General features: G+C 45.1%; 15 protein-coding genes and 1 pseudogene. 4 read left to right on the top strand and 12 right to left on the bottom strand.

Going from position 1 to position 16,949, the window contains the following annotated elements:
* Positions 1 to 19: 19 nt before the first annotated feature.
* From CHA6605_RS24605 to CHA6605_RS24590, 4 genes are all read right to left on the bottom strand, one after another.
* The gene (locus tag CHA6605_RS24605; RefSeq protein WP_015162089.1) at positions 20 to 934 is read right to left on the bottom strand and encodes an ADP-ribosylglycohydrolase family protein; all 915 of its coding nucleotides are present in this window, start codon (positions 932 to 934) and stop codon (positions 20 to 22) included.
* 19 nt (positions 935 to 953) lie between these two features.
* Entirely contained in the window at positions 954 to 1,565 is a 612-nt protein-coding gene (locus CHA6605_RS24600) for a PH domain-containing protein (RefSeq protein WP_015162088.1), read from the bottom strand.
* Between the two features lie 203 nt (positions 1,566 to 1,768).
* On the bottom strand, positions 1,769 to 3,142 hold the full coding sequence (locus tag CHA6605_RS24595; protein ID WP_015158054.1) for an IS4 family transposase: 1,374 nt from the start codon (positions 3,140 to 3,142) through the stop codon (positions 1,769 to 1,771).
* A gap of 405 nt (positions 3,143 to 3,547) precedes the next feature.
* Positions 3,548 to 4,060 (bottom strand): DUF2059 domain-containing protein, encoded by a 513-nt coding sequence (locus CHA6605_RS24590; protein ID WP_015162087.1) that lies wholly within the window; start codon positions 4,058 to 4,060, stop codon positions 3,548 to 3,550.
* 70 nt (positions 4,061 to 4,130) lie between these two features.
* On the opposite strand from CHA6605_RS24590, the gene CHA6605_RS24585 reads away from it, so the two are divergent.
* A complete protein-coding gene (locus tag CHA6605_RS24585; protein ID WP_015162086.1) occupies positions 4,131 to 4,886 on the top strand; it encodes a bifunctional sterol desaturase/short chain dehydrogenase in 756 nt (251 codons plus the stop codon).
* Here CHA6605_RS24585 and CHA6605_RS24580 read toward each other — a convergent pair.
* Together CHA6605_RS24580 and pruA are read right to left on the bottom strand one after the other, a co-directional pair.
* A complete protein-coding gene (locus tag CHA6605_RS24580; RefSeq protein WP_015162085.1) occupies positions 4,880 to 5,575 on the bottom strand; it encodes a HEAT repeat domain-containing protein in 696 nt (231 codons plus the stop codon). The two genes, CHA6605_RS24585 and CHA6605_RS24580, sit on opposite strands and share 7 nt — an antisense overlap.
* A 229-nt stretch (positions 5,576 to 5,804) precedes the next feature.
* A complete protein-coding gene (gene pruA, locus CHA6605_RS24575) occupies positions 5,805 to 8,843 on the bottom strand; it encodes an L-glutamate gamma-semialdehyde dehydrogenase (RefSeq protein WP_015162084.1) in 3,039 nt (1,012 codons plus the stop codon).
* Between the two features lie 324 nt (positions 8,844 to 9,167).
* Here pruA and CHA6605_RS37375 point away from each other — a divergent pair.
* Positions 9,168 to 9,308 (top strand): annotated as a pseudogene (locus CHA6605_RS37375) (GIY-YIG nuclease family protein); the annotation flags it as partial.
* A gap of 209 nt (positions 9,309 to 9,517) precedes the next feature.
* Positions 9,518 to 10,213: an urease accessory protein UreF gene (locus tag CHA6605_RS24565; protein WP_015162082.1), complete on the top strand. Its 696-nt coding sequence runs from the start codon at positions 9,518 to 9,520 to the stop codon at positions 10,211 to 10,213.
* Between the two features lie 469 nt (positions 10,214 to 10,682).
* On the opposite strand, the gene CHA6605_RS24560 is transcribed toward CHA6605_RS24565, so the two are convergent.
* The 4 genes from CHA6605_RS24560 to CHA6605_RS32035 all read right to left on the bottom strand — a co-directional run bounded on the left by CHA6605_RS24560 (position 10,683) and on the right by CHA6605_RS32035 (position 14,289).
* Positions 10,683 to 12,089 (bottom strand): 16S rRNA (cytosine(967)-C(5))-methyltransferase, encoded by a 1,407-nt coding sequence (locus tag CHA6605_RS24560; protein WP_015162081.1) that lies wholly within the window; start codon positions 12,087 to 12,089, stop codon positions 10,683 to 10,685.
* 91 nt (positions 12,090 to 12,180) lie between these two features.
* Positions 12,181 to 12,666 carry a hypothetical protein gene (locus CHA6605_RS24555; protein WP_015162080.1) on the bottom strand — a complete coding sequence of 162 codons (486 nt, stop codon included), beginning with the start codon at positions 12,664 to 12,666 and terminating at the stop codon, positions 12,181 to 12,183.
* An 88-nt stretch (positions 12,667 to 12,754) separates the two neighbouring features.
* Positions 12,755 to 13,651, bottom strand: coding sequence for a S1 family peptidase (locus CHA6605_RS24550; RefSeq protein ID WP_015162079.1), 897 nt, complete (start codon positions 13,649 to 13,651; stop codon positions 12,755 to 12,757).
* 56 nt (positions 13,652 to 13,707) lie between these two features.
* Entirely contained in the window at positions 13,708 to 14,289 is a 582-nt protein-coding gene (locus tag CHA6605_RS32035; protein WP_015162078.1) for a COP23 domain-containing protein, read from the bottom strand.
* Positions 14,290 to 14,789: 500 nt separating this feature from the next.
* Here CHA6605_RS32035 and psb34 point away from each other — a divergent pair, with 500 nt between their 5' ends.
* Complete coding sequence (psb34, locus tag CHA6605_RS34550; protein ID WP_015162077.1) at positions 14,790 to 14,963, top strand: photosystem II assembly protein Psb34; 174 nt, start codon at positions 14,790 to 14,792, stop codon at positions 14,961 to 14,963.
* 124 nt (positions 14,964 to 15,087) lie between these two features.
* Here the strand turns inward: psb34 and CHA6605_RS24540 are convergent, their stop codons facing one another.
* On the bottom strand, positions 15,088 to 15,642 hold the full coding sequence (locus tag CHA6605_RS24540) for a hypothetical protein (protein ID WP_015162076.1): 555 nt from the start codon (positions 15,640 to 15,642) through the stop codon (positions 15,088 to 15,090).
* Between the two features lie 112 nt (positions 15,643 to 15,754).
* Positions 15,755 to 16,939: a hypothetical protein gene (locus CHA6605_RS24535; RefSeq protein ID WP_015162075.1), complete on the bottom strand. Its 1,185-nt coding sequence runs from the start codon at positions 16,937 to 16,939 to the stop codon at positions 15,755 to 15,757.
* Positions 16,940 to 16,949 lie beyond the last annotated feature (10 nt).

Raw genomic sequence — 16,949 nt, 5'->3', positions numbered from 1 at the left:
CAAGCATGTCGCCATCGATTTATTCCCAATCCACTTCGGCGGATTCCCAGTCAGTTAGAGATTCTCGCGCCGCTTGCCAATCTTTAGGAATTCCCGCCTCGCCTACATATAAAGCCACGATCCCACCAACGAGCGCACAAGTAGTATCTCGATCTCCTAATCCGCTAACTGTCGCCCACATTGCTGCTTCAAAATCATCCAGATGTCTGGCGGCGCACCAGAGGGTAAACGGCACCGTATCTTGAGCCGATACCATCGTTCCATTGCCGAGTGCCGATACTGCGGTAGCAATGCTGTATTCGAGTGGTAATTCACTGGCTCTGTAGATGCCGTTTTTGGTGTCGCTCTCTGGCAATCGATCGAGAATAAAAGAAAATAAATCGGGAGGATGATACTTATTATCCTCCCGATGGTGCCATGCCCACGCTGCCGCCAGGGAGATCGCTAAGGCACCGACTTTACCTTCGAGATGACTGTGGGTGACTTCCGCTGACGCGATCGCTTGGATTTGCAAGCGTTCCAAATCGTCAGCGTAGAAAGCACCCAGCGGAGCTACCCGCATCGCCGCACCATTGCCATAAGAACCCATCCCATCGAAAACCGCTGGTGCAACTTTTCGCCAGTCTTCACCCTTGCACAATTTTTGGAGGATGTGATGCGCCATCCCGCCATAGCCGCGACGGCGATTTCTACTATAGTTAGCCGCAAATCTACTGGCTAAATAATCGCGATCGATTTCACCGCAAGCTCGTAATGTTTCGACAATGCCAATTGCCATAATCGAATCATCAGTTAGATACCAAGGCGGGGCGGGTAATGCTCGCAGATCGATCGCCATGGACATTGTTTCGGTATTCCCAAAAAACATTTGTCCGAAAGCATCGCCGATCGACAAACCCGCTAATGCTAATTCTGCCCTGGCTAGTGGTTCCACAATTTTTAATCTTTAGCTCTTAGTTCTTAATGTACTTCTCGAAAATATTACTAAAGTCTCGCTTGGTATAACGCTCTAGCATTGTTGCATTCAGATTTGTCAGCATTGAATTATAATGCTTGACGATCGTGTCTTCACTCTCAACATTGTTGAGCTTATACATCGAAGATACAGCTTGCAAGCACAATACCGCATTGTCGCGAGCGATCTCTTCTTTGCTTTGAATCTTGCTAATACTAATCAGTGCTTTATAAATATCTTTGAGTGCTTCAATACATTTTTTTTCGAGATCGATACTAAACGGCATTACGCCTTCTAAGACAAACTTGAGTTCGACATCTAAATCGATCGTGCCAGCAGTCTCGATCGAGACTTGCGATACTTTGTGGCTAGAATAGTCATAACGTTTGACAGCTCTTTTGCTAGAGATTGCCGAATCGCCATCGACATGAATTAGGGCTAAATTTGTGAAGCAGTATTCATCTTTCTTAGATTTAATTAAGAAAAATATCTTCTCTCCATCTTCATGAAATACATAATCATCCGCAGCTACCTTATCATAGTCGGCTGGCGAGACAATAATGCCGATATCGCTGATACCAAGAGCTTCTGATGCAATTCGTTTAAACATATTCGATCCTCATAGACGTTACATCTAATATACCCCTTTCTTTAGAAAGATCGTGCTACATAAATATTTTGGCGAGTCTAACGGAATTGAAATAGTAACTCTTGTAGTTATGGTAGGTAAATTTAGTTGGGAGCTGAAAACCAATGATTGGCTGGATTATTTGGGGTTCTGGTGGTAACTCAGTAGACTTCATTAGTGACAAGTTAAGAAGCGATCGCACTTGTCAAGCGGGCTTGAGGCGATGAGTCGAAGAAAAAATTGTCTGTTCGACTCATAGAATCAGGAAAAGGTGCAATAATTAACTTAACATTAGGTTTACGAACAGTTTTAACAATACCTAAATCTTGATTCTCTGGGGCAGCAAAATAGGTGACTGGATTGGCAGCTAAACCTTTATGATGAGCTACATGAAAGTGATAAAGACCTCGATAAATCATCTCTAAAGAAATGCGGTCGAATGGGAGAGATAATTCATCAGCTACAGCATCACCTAAATCGACTAGAACTGCATAAAACAGCCAAGTCCCCCACATCTGTAATTTAATTCCATTAACTGAACCAGTCCATAAATAACTCAACCCGAGCAATCGTTTAACAGTATTAAAAGCCTCTTCAATTCGCCACCGTCTTCCGTACAAATCGGCGACTACATAGGGAGGAAGATTCAATGGGTCGAGTACACTAGTTAGATAAGAATACCAGACTTTACCCACTTTAATTTCGACTAATCTTACAGTTATATATGGAGTCTTTTTGGTGCCAGACCCCATCCGCACTATTCGGTCACGGATACTATAACTATTGCTAAATACTCGCTCTATCTGTAGCGATGCACCTTTTTTTAATCGAGTAATAAAATGAATATCTCTGTTAATTAATTCTTGCCAAAATTGGAAATGATAGAAGCCTCGATCCAAGAGCAATAAAGTGCCCGATGTTACTAAATTCAGGATATCTTTCTCAAAATTAACATCTGAAGCTTTGGGATTTTCTCTAAACCAGATTTCAATCGGCAATCTCGTCACCAAATCTATGACTACTCCCATTTTTCCCGCTAGTTGTCCGATTGGCACATCAGATAAGCTATCTAATTTCTTGAATATCGCTTCCAATGTGGAGCCATCACATGCCCAAATCCGCTCAAATTTTGCTTGAGCAAATTCAATGCTTTGTGGCAACAATCGCTGTTTTCTCTGGTGCCACTTCACTCTAAATTCTGGCAGTAATTCCTTAAACACTCTCTCAAATAACTCAGATGGAAAGGTCAGAAATCTTTGTGCAATCGCCTGTTGACTTACTTGTGTTGGCTCACACCACAAAAATCCTTCTCGCCCTAACATTCGGCTTAGTTCTCTGACTCCTGGCACATTCCGCCACAGTAGCGTCAGCACTGCTGCCATCATCAAGGGTAAATTTAACAGCCGATTTCTCAGCCCTAATTGTCGGTAGTAATGACTTTGATTGAAAATTGCTGGTGTCAATAAAGCCTCTACTTGAGCGGCGATGATCTCATCTTCCACACCTGGTTGGTGGTTCTTTTTGGCGTGGTCGCGGTTACTTCTTCGGCGGCTGGTCATCAGGCCTCTATTCCCTCAAACTCTTGACTAGAAACAGTTTGGCATCTTTTTATTACCCTTTTGACAAATCTCTGATTTTCTTAACTTGTCACGAATGAGTAGACTTAGGTGCTGTCGAGCACCGACATTGCGAAACTTGCGAGCGGGAGCGTCCGTTTCGAGTTATCTTACAGTATCGCTACGCTCACCTATATTGGATTTTTTCATGGATTACCGAAAAACAGTATTCCCTACTGTGCGATGTCTGTAGTCGCGGCTGGAAGCTCAACGCCGAAGATGTCGAAAAAACATTACCCAAACACCCGATCCCTTTTATCCGGCGGTGGGGATGGTCATTTTTATTAGGACTGATTATCATTCCGTTCTTTTTTGCATTAATCGGCTCATTTTTTAGAAATTAGTCGATTAGCGAGTAATCTCTGCGGGGGGAGTAAACTTGCCGGAATTATATTCATCCCATAACTGCGATAAGAATTTCTGTCTGGTTTCGGCAGTATCGATATAAGCTTGAATTTCTGTCCGTACTAGCTTTTGCATGGCAGGTTGTTTAGCTAGTTGTAATAACTCTCGCAACTCATTTTCCGAGAAGTTAGCCTCAAATCTGGCAAGATATCGATCTTCGATTTTTTTCCAGCCAGCTTCACTAGCAATTAATTTTTGCATCCATTGTCTAAATTTGGGTTTGGCTCCAACTGGTAAAGACAAATCGGCATTACCACCAACATAGAGATCGTATTTACGATCGATACCGATTTTTGTCATCAATTCTTTTACCAACGCGCGCTTGGAGCTATTGTCGAGCGCAACTTTTTTTGGTGCCACTACCTGGGTAGATTCGATCCTGGCGTTGGCCACCCATGATATCATTGCCGTCGAGCAAATTAACAGCGATAACGCACCGATTCGGATTTTTAGCATTTGAACTCTCCTATAATGAATTTAGATCGATCGTGGCCAGCAACGATAACGGCTACTTAATTCATTAACCATGCAATTTATCATCGGACTAGTCGCCATTCTCTGGATCGATCGGATTATCGGTACCAGTTTATCTCTAAATGGAAAAGTAGTTGCAGTAACTGGTGCTTCCGGTGCTTTAGGACGAGAACTGGTGGCACAATTGTCTATTCAAGGTGCCAAAGTCGTAGCAATTACCACAAATCCAGCCGCCATTTTTCCTGAAGGTGTAAAGGTCTTAGCTTGGCAATTAGGATCTGAATCTGAATTATTATCCGAGCTGCAAGCAGTAGATGTTCTCATCCTCAATCATGGCATTAATGTCTACGGCGATCGATCTCCTGCCAAGGTATTCGAGTCCTATGAAGTTAATACTTTTTCGACACTCCGAATGGCCGAATTATTTCTCGGAATGGTGACAGATGCGTCCGATCGCACGCACAAGGAACTATGGATTAATACTTCTGAAGCCGAAATAAACCCGGCTTTGAGTCCATTATATGAATTGTCCAAACGCACGCTAGGTGACTTGATAACACTGCGGCGATTGGATGCACCCTGTATCATTCGTAAATTAATTTTAGGCCCCTTCAAGAGTCAGCTCAACCCTTATGGGGTGATGTCTGCAAGTTGGGTGGCAGAGGCGATTATTTTCTTGGCACAACGAGATTTTCGGAATATTATCGTTACGATTAATCCACTTACTTATCTGTTATTTCCGATTAAAGAGTTCTTTCAGTCCTGGTATTTTCGCATATTTACCAAGTCTGAAAAAATTACTTACTGACTTGCCCAGTGATTGGCAATCTCTAGAGCTGCTGCTACTACCCGAAAATTCTCATCCTGTTGGAGTTGGGCGATCGCGGCTTTTGTAGCGGGATTTTGAAGGCTTTGGAGGGCGATCGTCGCTCGCCAGCGATTGCGCCAAGTGGGATCTTTACATAGTTCTAAAAGTAACGATAATGCTCGATCGCTTACTGGCGAAGTTAAGAGATGTCCTAGTGCTAATATGCCGACTTCTTTAACTGATTGTGTCTCATCGGCGATCGCGATTTCGGATATAGTTAAGAGTTCGGCATGACTATTGCTGTCCATGAGGAGGGGGATGATGCTTTGGCGGACTAACCAACTATCGGTGTTCTGAAATAAAGTTACGAGTAATGGAATTGCCCGATCGCCAAAATCGGCGATCGCGTTGGCGGCTTCGCCCATGACGTTGGGATCGCGATCGTTGGTAATAACGTTAGCTAGGAGTTGAAATGATGCTTCTACTCGATGGTTGCCTAAGCCCATGACCGCGATCCGCCTTTGCATGAAGTCACTGGATGTTAATATATCGGCGAGGATCGGTACGGCAATATCGGCAGAGACTTTTGCTAGTCTGTCTAGTGCTGATTTTTGTTTGTCGATCGCGCGACCGCGTAAGTCTCGATCGATCTGTTCTAGATCGATTGGTAATTCATTATTTTCAGACATGCAATTAGGTCAATTCTGATTGGGGATGATTGCGGTTCTGGAGTTATTGGGGCTAGTAGAACCCGGAGCTGGGGAGGCTATCTTGTCTTGATGCAGTTGAGTAGGGTGGGCACTATCCACTACATAAGTTCCAGGCGATTTCTAGCTAATAAATATTTGTACCGAGCTATTTATTCGATCGGGTAAGGTATACCCAAATTCTGAGTTTACCTTACCACAAACAATTGATTCAATTCATTGAAATATCTCCTGGTGCAAATCCTTGGCGTTGGGTGTTTTCGGTAATCGATCGCGGTTCGAGGAATTGTAATAAATAATCGCGTCCGCCAGCTTTAGAACCGACGCCGCTGAGTTTGAACCCACCGAAGGGATGTCGATCGACTAATGCGCCCGTAATGCCGCGATTGATGTAGAGGTTGCCGACTTCAAATTCGCGGTAGGCGCGATCGATATGAGAGGGCGTGCGCGAGTATAAACCACCAGTCAGAGCAAAGTTGGTGCCGTTGGCGATCTCCAGGGCTTCGTCGAAGTTTTCGGCTTTAATTACGGCTAGAACGGGGCCAAAGATTTCTTCTTGGGCGATCGTACTGTCGGGATCGACTTCGCTAAAAATGGTGGGACTGACGTAATAGCCCCCTTCGGGGACGGGCATCGATAACGCGAGTTTGGCACTTTCTTTGCCGATCTCGATGTACCGTTGGATATTGGCTTGGGCGGCGGCATCGATGACTGCGCTAAGTTTGGTGTCGGCGTGGTGTGCTGCGCCGACTTTGAGGGAGCGCGTGGCGGCGACTAACCGATCGAGGAAGTTGTCGTAGACGGGTGCGAGGACGATGGCGCGAGAGCAGGCGGAGCATTTTTGACCTGCAAAGCCAAACGTAGAATTCATCACGCCGACGACGGCTTGGTCGAGATCGGCACTCTCATCGATGATGATGCCATTTTTGCCGCCCATTTCGGCGATGACTCGCTTCATGTGTTTCTGTTTGGGGCGGAGGATTGCGGCTTCAGCGACGATTTGACAGCCGACTTGCTGCGATCCGGTGAAGGCAATCAGGTGAACGTCGGGATGTTTGACTAGGTGCGCGCCAACGGTCGAACCCTTGGCGGGGAGGTAAGTGAAGACGCCTGGGGGGAGTCCAGCGGCGTGGAGAATTTCGGCGATTTTGGCACCGATAACGGAGGATTGTTCGGCGGGTTTGAGGATAACAGTATTGCCTGCGGCGATCGCGGCGACGCTCATTCCCAGGGCGATTGCGAGGGGGAAATTCCACGGCGAGATGACGACAACGACGCCGCGCGGTTGATAGATATAGGTGTTATCTTCCCCAGGGAGATTGCGCTGGACACCACTTTCGAGGCGTTCCATTTCCCGTGCGTAGTAGCGACAAAAATCGATCGCTTCGGAGACTTCGGCGTCGCCTTCGCGGATGGGTTTGGCCACTTCCCAGGTTATCCAGGCAGTTAATTCGTCCCGTTGGGCTTCCATCAAGTCGGCGGCTTTGCGGAGGATATCGCCTCTGTGACGCGCGCTGAGTTGCTTCCAGGTAGTCCAGGCATTTTTGGCAGATTTGACGGCTGCGTCGGCTTGCTCGATGCTGGCTAGACCGATTTTACCGACGACTTGAGCTGAGTTGGCGGGGTTGACTGATTCGATATATTCTTCGGTTTGAACGGGTCGATCGTCGATGATGGGAAGATAGGTTTTACCCAGTCGATCTCGGACGGTTTGGAGCGCGGTTTGAGCGGCTGTGCGCTGACGCTCGATCGCATAGTCGCGATCGCTAGCATTGGTAAATCCCTCAAAACTGGTAGTAGCAAGCGTACCCTTATCCAGCCTGTCGCGATCCGTCATTACTGGCGCGGCGACTAGTTCGGAGATCGCTCTCGATTCACTACTACTCATCCGCAAGAACGAACTATTGGCGGTATTTTCTAACAGACGGCGGATCAAATACGACATCCCTGGAATTAATTCGCCAAACGGACAATAGATCCGCACGCGATAACCCAGATCGACGATCTTCTTGGCAAATTCATCGCCCATCCCATACAAACATTGCACTTCAAACGAGCTGCTGGGGATGTTTAGCGTCTGGACGATCGCGATCGCTTTGGCTAGGGAGCGGGCATTGTGCGAGCCGATCGCGGCATGGAGATATTGATGGTTTTCGAGTAAAATTTGGGTCAGGCGTTCGTAATTAGCATCGGTCGATACCTTGTCTGAAAATACTGGAATTGCCCAACCTTGTTGATAAGCGCGGATCGTTTCCCGATCCCAATAGGCACCTTTAACTAGCCGCACCGTCACCGGATGAGCGCGTTCTTTTGCCCAAGCAATTAAGTCATATAAATCTGCTTCGCTATCGCGCAAATAACCTTGAATCGTCAATCCGACATTGGTGCGATCGACAAATTCTGGCTCCATCAATACCTGTTTGAGAATCTGCAATGTCAGCGATTTAAACTCGTACTGCTCCATATCAAAGTGAATCCCACAGCCGATAGCCTGAGCTTTGCGGAGCAATCTGCGGACTGGTTCGCTGACTTTTTCCGTTGTCATTACCGGATCGAGCGGATCGAATTGAGAGTAAAAGGCACTAAGTTTCACCGACACTTGCACGCGATCGAGACTACCTAGCTCCGAACGATCGATTTCTGCGATGGTCGGCCAATTGCGTGCGCGAGCGGCTAAATTTTCCATCATGGTAAGATAGCGATCGAGATAACCCTCGGCTTCGACTTCGCTAATTACCGCTTCACCTAATAGATCCATCGTAAATGCCAATCGCTCGCGCCGCAATCGCTCGATCGTTTTGGTAGCTGCTGGCAAATTTTCGCCACAGATATACCGCTTCGCCAGAGTCGCGATCGCTGTTGACAGCGTTGTCGCGGCGGCGGTTGCCGTTAACGAATTGGGATTGTCGGTACTAAAGTTCAATAGCGATCGCATCGCAGGCACTTCAACCGCATCATTAGCTAGATATTCCTGCATGTGGCGGGCAATTTCGGCTTTGCTCTGCAATGCTGGCAAACAATCGATCAGTCGAAATAATTGCACCCGCAAACCTTCATTTTCCATCGTCCAAGCCATCAGCTTGTCATCAAAGCGCAACTCATCTTTAATTTGGGATAACTTCGACCAAATCGAGCTTTTGGTAGTTTCACCTAAAAGCTGGCGGGCAATTTCCTGAGTCTTCGATTCGTACTTAGCGATATCTAGATTGGTGTCGAACTGGGAATGTACTTGCTGCGTTGAGTTAACCATAGCTGAGTGATGCAACCGATGTTTAAAAGCTTCCTTACTCGACCATACTGCATTTTTGAATTAAAGCGTCAAACAAAACCGAAACTCGCTTTCAGTTTTGTTCGGCTTGGTACATATTCACATTAGTTACCGATGTGAGGAGCGATCGGATCGACTGTTCTAACCTGCATCTGGAGCGATACCCAAAGCGCGTAATTTAGCAGTCAATCGATTCGATCGATCTCGTTCTCGTGCTACTCGTGCTTGAGCTTGTCTGATTTGCGGCTCTGACTACGATCTGTTTGTGCCCAAAATTGATATCTTTTACCCGCAAACTCAATCCTTAAATATAACGATCGAGACGTGCGGATGGCAGTAGCACTCATTGCCCACTGGGGAAATCCCACGCTACTATTAGAACTAGCAGCCATCATCCTTCGATCGACCGAGCCGCCATACAACGTTCAAATTCCAGCAGAGATGTAAAGCCATGCAAACTTAACTTCACGAGCAACTATCGCTCTCCGATGCTGAAGTCATTCTATTGCGATTACCCGAAAGGACTCGTATTGCTTTAATCGATCGGGCTGCTAAAATTGAATATTCGATCGAAGCAGTTGTTGAGATGGCGTTCACGAAGTGTTTCTGAAAGAAAATCGCTAGTTTTCTATTTAATATGTTAGTAACTTAGATTAATGGATCGCGAGAACGCTACCCCAGATCGCCAACAGCTATTGAGACTGCTTCAGTTATCGAGTCCGCTATTACCTGTAGGGGGATATAGTTATTCGGAAGGATTGGAGCAGACAATCGATCGCGGCATCATTTCCGATCGCGGGACGCTGCAAGCTTGGATCGAGTGCGAATTACAGACTGGAGCCATTCGGATCGAGACGGCGATGGTAGATCGGGCTTATCTGGCGGGAATGACTGGCGAGATCGCTCGCCTGCGATACTGGAACCAATGGCTCTGTGCCGCTCGCGAAACTGAAGAGTTGCGCCTCCAAAGTTGGCAAATGGGTGGTTCGTTAGTAAAACTGGCACTCGAACTAACACCAGAGATCGCCGATTCGATCTCGGCTATTGGTAATCCTTGTAATTATGCGATCGCGTTTGGACATGTCGCTCAAGCTTGGCAAATCGAGAGGGAGGCGGCAATTCTGGCATACGTGCATACCTGGGTGGCAAATCAGCTCAGTGTAGGCATTAAATTGATTCCGTTAGGGCAAACAGCCGGACAACAGATCTTGTGGCAGTTACAGCCCAATATCGATGCGTTAGCGCGAACAATTCCGACTTTAGCCGATCGCGATCTTTATGCTTGTAGTTGGGGACTTTCATTAGCTAGTATGCAGCACGAAACCCTCTACAGCCGTTTATTTAGAAGTTAATTATTTATAAATCTTACCGATCGACCAGCTATTTATAGGCCAAGATGGCGGAGCATATATGTTTCAATTGTTAGATCGCCAGATCTAATTGTAAATCTATTTTTTGGTGAGTTCGGCTAGTAGTAAAGGAGCGATCTGGGCGATCGCGTTTAGAAATTCGCCGATCGTGGTGGAGAGATACCCGCTGTCCTATCTCTAAAGTTGTTGATAAAATCTTTCAATAAATATTGACATCTATTCTCAATATCTATATAGTGGATTACATCACCTAAGTTAACCGCTAACAGGCAGCCAGTTACATCTTAGCGATCGCAGGCGATTGTCAACGATCGATCGCATTTGGAATTCTTTGCAGCTTCTAGTCATTAATTTGGTGTTCTCCTCTCTAAAATTAAGGATCGGTGGATCGGAGCGATGGACTAGTTTCATCTTCCGATTTTTTTTGACAATTTGCCAACGCTCCAATTTATTAGGAATTATTACTATTAGATGAAAGATGACGACGAAGTTTGACCATGAAAAAGCCATCCATCTGTTGGCGGTGCAGCCAGACTTTAATCCAACCCGGCTCGCTGACTAAACCAGACAGGGGCGAATCGCTTGGGGGTAGCTCGATCTGCCAATCGGGATGAGTTTTTAAAAACGGTAAAATTACATCCTCATTTTCGATCGGACATACCGTACAGGTAGCATAGACTAGCACTCCACCCGGTTTTACCCACGTCGCGGTATTGGCGAGTAACTGCGCCTGCAACTGAGCTAATTCATGGATTTGGGCAGGTGTTTTTTGCCATCTGGCATCCGCGCGACGGTGGAGAGTCCCCAATCCCGAACATGGTGCATCTAATAATACGCGATCGGCAGTATTGGTGAGTTCGCTAAATCCACAACTGTCGCCAGTAATAACTTTAATATTACTCAATTGCAACCTATCTAAATTTTGCTGTAATTTCTTGAGCCGAGAAGCGGTTTTATCTAGTGCCAAAACTTGTCCGGTATTGCCCATCAATTCGGCAATATGTGTGGTTTTACCGCCTGGTGCCGCACAAGCATCGATGACAATTTCATTAGGCTGTGGAGCCAGTAAATGCGTGACGAGCTGCGCGCTACTATCTTGAATCGTCCACCAGCCCTCGCGATAGCCTGGTAATCGATCGATCGCGCCGACATTACCGACAAATCTCAACCCTTGGGGAACATGGGGAATCGGTACTGCTTTAATGTCGGCAGCTTGAAATAGCTCGATTAATTTAGTACGTTGGGCTTGAATGCGATCGAATTTAGAAGCACTAGCTAATAAGTTAGGATCGATAGTGAGGCTATTAATTCGCAGATCGATACTTGGGGGTCGATTGAAAGCTTGGCACAATCGATCGGTTTCCAGTTCGCCTAATTCGGCAAACCATTGGGCTACTAGCCAATCGGGAAAGCTGTGCAAAGTTCCTAATCTCTCGATCGGGTCTGTTGATAAGTCTAGCACTTCCGATCGCTCGGTTTGCAGGCGAATATACTGGCGTAAAATGCCATTTACGACACCAGCTAAACCAGTTAAACCATTAGCTTTAGCTAAGTCCACGGTAGTATTGACAGCAGCCGAAGCGGGAATTCGATCGAGATAACGTAACTGATATAAACCCAGCCGTAATAGTTGCCGCAAGTCTGGGGGTTGACGGTGCGCGGGTTGTTTGGCTAAACGATCGATAATGGCATCTAAAGTGCGCTTGCGCCGAATGATGCCATTGACTAATTCGGTAAATAAATTGCGATCGACTGCTGATAATTCAAATTTAGTCAATAAGCGATCGACAACTATATCTGTATAACTACCTGTCTCCAGATCTTTGAGCGCAAATAAAACTAGTTGACGAGAATTCATTAGTAAGCTTTAGATATTTAATATAATTATTAAGAAGTCGGAATCTGAATGGGATGACTAGAATTTTTATTTTTTAAACGATCGAGATCGTTTATTGAAAACATGTGTCACAATCTGAATTGAAAATAAGTTGCTCTAAATCGATCCGATCGATCCGGGATGGGATCTCCATCTCAAATTCATCATCATTGACTAACTTAGTAGCTATTTGTGTGTATGCCAGTTGGGTTGTCACTACGAGTTCTCCCAATCCCATCTGTTGCCTTAACTTTGCTCCCGCATGACTATACCAACGTTGAACTTCAAAAATAACAGTTATTTTTTTGAGAAATAGGCTATAGATCGTGACATTAAAATTGCCAAAATGAGCAGAATCCAAACAAATGTTGCCTACTGCCATTATATCCACATATTCATCTAAAGACATGCCAATATCGAGATCGTAAATTACCACAAATTCATTGCCAGCGATCGCGACAGAATCAAAAGTATTACCATCGATTTGTAGATATCTTACTTCGTGAGAATATCGAAATACTTTAAAGTTGTGATTAACTTTAGATCGAGCAGTTCGCAATCTCGATCTAGATAAGCTTGAAGTAGGTCGATCTGATTAGACTAAATGCCTATTAAATTCTCTACATCGATCGCACTACTATCCATTGTTATTTCTTAACAACTTGTTGATAAGTGACGATCGGAATTGCCCAACTCAATGCTTCCATTTGCTCAAAAATCTCGATCGAAGGCTTGGTACCATCAGCATATATAAATGCATCAATCCCTGCAACGGGATACTTTAATCTACCATTTATGCCGATAAGTTCTCCTTGGTTATTAAATACTGGGCCGCCACTCATTCCCGATGCGACTTCATTTGTATAACCCAAACTATAGCCATCCGGTAGCTGCTGGGGCGAAATCGAGCCGACTTTGCCTACTGTGAACCGAAATGCGCGCAGACCCCAATCGATAGTATCTTCGATTCGATCGGCATTAACAACATGATGATTGGGAAATCCCGCCGCATAAACTGAGATATCGCTGCCCAAATCCTCAGATTTACCGAGTTCGGCTACTCGATAAATAGTATTACTATCAAATTCAACTACAGCTAAGTCCAAACCTTTTAGCTTGGGCGTGGATTTGACTCGCGCTGGATAAACTTTACCGTCGGGTGATAACACTCGATATCCGCCTTTTTTACTTTCTGAAATTACATGTTGACAGGTAAGTACGCTATAAGTTTTGCCTTGACGACCGTCGGTAGAACTGCTTTGCTGGAGAATTATTACGCCAGAGCCAGGTACAGATTCAGTTAAAACTCTGACTGTGACTTCTCTAGCCATCTTTTCTACGATGGTTGAGTTTGTCGTTGCCGCGATCTCGCTAGTTGAGTGTGACTGTTTAGTAACCGCCGGACTTTGCTGGCTGGTAATAGCCATATTTACGGAAGTGCGCTTCTTAATCTCCCACCCGACAATTCCAGCTATCGCCATGGCCGCAATCGCGCTCGGGACAATTAACTGATTTTTATCTAACATTAACTTATATAAATACATAAAAAATGTTGAGAAGCTAGGCTTTTTAGATCCTAACTCCTCAGATAAGTTCGATCTTACTTAATATCATCAATGTCATCGGGAGCTGCACGATTGAAGGCATTCTCGATCGCATCTCCATATGTTAGTGGCGTCGTACTCGGTCCCGTACCACCACCGCGAACCGACCCAGAACCAGAACCCAATTTGCTAAAATTTAATAACTCATCGATCGTCTTTTGTTCTTGCCCGCGCTCGGATGCTTTTAAGCTAAATAAGATATTTTCTGAGTTACATTTTTCACCTTTTTGAGTGATATAACAAACTACTGGAATCGAATTTACGACCCCATGGGTCATATCTAGGCTGCTGAGTTTGCCACTACTAGCTACTGCTTTGGTAAGGCGTTGACTGACGATTTGGCAGCGTTTTTCGGGCGTATACGAACCCCAGGATTTATCCCGCCACGTAATCATCGGTGAAGTGACGCGATCGCCTCTGCGTGCCACAGTTACGGGATCGTTTCCTTTTTTAATACAAGCAAATGTGGTTTTGGGCAAAGCATGAATTGGTACTGGGTGTAAAAAAGTAGGCAGCAACATGCTTCCCAAAGTAACAGTCAACCCTATGAATCTGGCATTTAATTTTAATCTGTTCATAAATTTACAACCTGGTTTAAACGAGGATATTAACGATCGAAAGTAACATTTAGCGGCTCAATATCGATGGTTTTTCACTACATGTTACAGACAGGCGATTTTAAGTGTTAGTTCCATCCTATATGCTATTTTTAATATTGACATCTATTCCCCAAGTCAAAGATTGGAGGTAGTGACAAGTTCCACCGTCAACCGCCAAATGCGGTCTTTCTGGTCACATACAACTCGGGTTCGGTTAAGTTAGCTCCAAATTCGATCGAGCGACCCAAATAAAGGTACTATTTCGGGTGCTTCAGCAATCGAGCGTGTGAAACAGTACCTTAACTTAGGTCGCTCGATCTCTAAATGAGGTGAGTCGAACTGTTCTGCTGAGGGAAATCGATCGCGAGCGATCGCAACTTTTTATTACGTTATGAGTATTTATACCGATCGTTCGACGATCTCGATCGTAAGATAGACGAAATTTAATTAACTTTCTTGACGGACTGAGGTTAGCATCAATGCCTTACATCAATAATGACGGCGACAATAGGCTCAATAATTTCCCGACTGAGCCAAAAATGTATGTAGCTGAAGCCAATAATGGCGACACCAACCGCAACTATCTAGTTATTAGCGTACTTGGTTTAATTTTAGTAGTTGGCTCGATCTTCGTTGCCAAAGCTGTATCTTGAATTAGAGAGTAGAGGATAGAGGGTAGAGAGGAGGAAATAGGGTGTCGTGAACTTAGGCAAATGGGAGCGAAAAAATAAAGAACGCAGCTCCAAACCCTATAGCCTAAAGCCTAACGCCCAAAATCTAACGTCTAATCTTACCTAGATAACAGTCATTGAGCCAGGTCGCAATTGCTTCACCCACGATCGTTTTGCTACTTTCGATCGGGGGTGAAATCAGCGTAGTTGCAATCGGAAATCCCCCGGTTCGTGTATAAATATTTACTAGTCGCCAACCCAAACGTGTCTGCGCGATAAAGAGCCAGTGAAACTGCTGGATTTGAGCGACTCGGTTGCCTGTATATTGATTTTCGAGGGTAGTGATAAATACTTGTGTCGGAGCCGCCTGCGGAAATTGCGGTGAATATTCGCGACTGACGATCTCGATCGGTTTTAATTCCGGCTTGCTGGCGGTGACAATCGAACTATACAATTTATCGGTGCGTTTGCGACGTTGTTGAATCAGTCGATTGGCATAGCTGGGTAAATCCCGTACCAATAGATTGCCGAGCGCGGTCAATTCTACCGGACAAGTATTAGGTGCCGCTCCCACGAGCGGGATGACTTGCTGGTGTACCATTCGATCGGGAGGATCGCACCAATTAGCAATATTGTAAGTACAGACAGGCAGATAATTCACATTCAGATTAAACTGTTTTAGTTATCGATTGTCTTTACAATTGTAACTTAAGTTTTATATTTATCCTCAATAAATTGCCCCGAATATCGGTCGATGTCGATCGATATAGAACTTATTGATTTCTAATTTGTGCGGCTAGTTGTAACAGTTCCGACCACCGGAGCTGAAATTTTTTCTCTGTCAATCGCAATGCCTTCATAATCGACTCATTACTGCGATTGGATTGTTTGAGTTGAATGAATGTTTGCTGCTCGATCGATAATTGCGAAGAAAATACTTCCCATTGTCGATCTGTCAAACCGAGCTTGCGATCGATTTCTGCACCCAACCATTGATGAACTAATTCCCAGTTGGCAACATGAGCGAATTTTTCCAGATGATATTTAAATTTCTGTTGGAGATAATCGCGCTCGCGGCTACTCAATCCTAAAGTTTTCTCGATTTCTGGTGCGGACATATCCTCCATTTTTAGGAGTAAATAATCGACACAATCGGCTCGATCTTGAGCTTTGAGATAGGCAATCAATTCTTCAATTACTCGATCGCGTAAAACTTCATCGGTGGCATCGACATTATCCGATACCATTTTGGCCCGAATCTGTTGCATCAATTTCGAGCCATTATCTCCATCTTCTTCGCGTGCGGTTTCAAATGCTTGCTCGATATCGACAGATGTTTCGGTCGGCTGACGTTTGGCAAAAGTTTGCGCGCGTAGAACGATCAATTGTTGGCTGCTCCCAAACCGTAGGTGAATCCGCCGCTTGGCATAGCATTCGGTAAACACCATATACTCTGCTAATTGCAACAAACTGCGGGGGGTATAAGTTTCACCCAACTCATTTTCGCGCCGAAAAGCTTTGATCGACTCAGTATAAAATTCCTGAAGAAAGTCTTCAATCAGCAAGTACCGAGCTTGAAATCCTAATTGAGATTGAGGAATCGTGATGTAGCGGTAGATAATCGAACTGAGATGACTGTGCAGTTCGATCCGACCTTGGCGAGATCCTAATTGATAATAGTAAAGACATTTAGAGACACGGTGACGCGCTAACCCCACCCGCCAAGATTCGCCAATGCCAGAATTTTGGATGCGCTCGCTTTTAGCACAGATGCGATCTACTTCTACCGCAATCCGCTCTGCGACATCGCGAATCCGCTCTACAGATCCTGTCACCTGAGTTTGCAAAGCTTCAACTAACATCTCAGGGAGTGGCTGCTTGCTAGATAATAATACTACATTCGACTGCTGTTGTTGCCGAGAGCTAGTAGCTGGTAGACACTGAGGATGCGCGTTCATTGTATATTTC

It is taken from the genome of Chamaesiphon minutus PCC 6605 (assembly GCF_000317145.1).
Taxonomy (GTDB): domain Bacteria; phylum Cyanobacteriota; class Cyanobacteriia; order Cyanobacteriales; family Chamaesiphonaceae; genus Chamaesiphon; species Chamaesiphon minutus.
This window is presented reverse-complemented; position numbering and strand designations above follow the sequence as displayed.

Bases quoted from the DNA above. Each gene is read 5' to 3' on its own strand.
- CHA6605_RS24600 (WP_015162088.1), bottom strand. From the start codon at position 1,565: ATGTTTAAACGAATTGCATCAGAAGCTCTTGGTATCAGCGATATCGGC.
- CHA6605_RS24595 (WP_015158054.1), bottom strand. From the start codon at position 3,142: ATGACCAGCCGCCGAAGAAGTAACCGCGACCACGCCAAAAAGAACCAC.
- CHA6605_RS24590 (WP_015162087.1), bottom strand. From the start codon at position 4,060: ATGCTAAAAATCCGAATCGGTGCGTTATCGCTGTTAATTTGCTCGACG.
- CHA6605_RS24585 (WP_015162086.1), top strand. From the start codon at position 4,131: ATGCAATTTATCATCGGACTAGTCGCCATTCTCTGGATCGATCGGATT.
- CHA6605_RS24580 (WP_015162085.1), bottom strand. From the start codon at position 5,575: ATGTCTGAAAATAATGAATTACCAATCGATCTAGAACAGATCGATCGA.
- pruA (WP_015162084.1), bottom strand. From the start codon at position 8,843: ATGGTTAACTCAACGCAGCAAGTACATTCCCAGTTCGACACCAATCTA.
- CHA6605_RS24565 (WP_015162082.1), top strand. From the start codon at position 9,518: ATGGATCGCGAGAACGCTACCCCAGATCGCCAACAGCTATTGAGACTG.
- CHA6605_RS24560 (WP_015162081.1), bottom strand. From the start codon at position 12,089: ATGAATTCTCGTCAACTAGTTTTATTTGCGCTCAAAGATCTGGAGACA.
- CHA6605_RS24550 (WP_015162079.1), bottom strand. From the start codon at position 13,651: ATGTATTTATATAAGTTAATGTTAGATAAAAATCAGTTAATTGTCCCG.
- CHA6605_RS32035 (WP_015162078.1), bottom strand. From the start codon at position 14,289: ATGAACAGATTAAAATTAAATGCCAGATTCATAGGGTTGACTGTTACT.
- psb34 (WP_015162077.1), top strand. From the start codon at position 14,790: ATGCCTTACATCAATAATGACGGCGACAATAGGCTCAATAATTTCCCG.
- CHA6605_RS24535 (WP_015162075.1), bottom strand. From the start codon at position 16,939: ATGAACGCGCATCCTCAGTGTCTACCAGCTACTAGCTCTCGGCAACAA.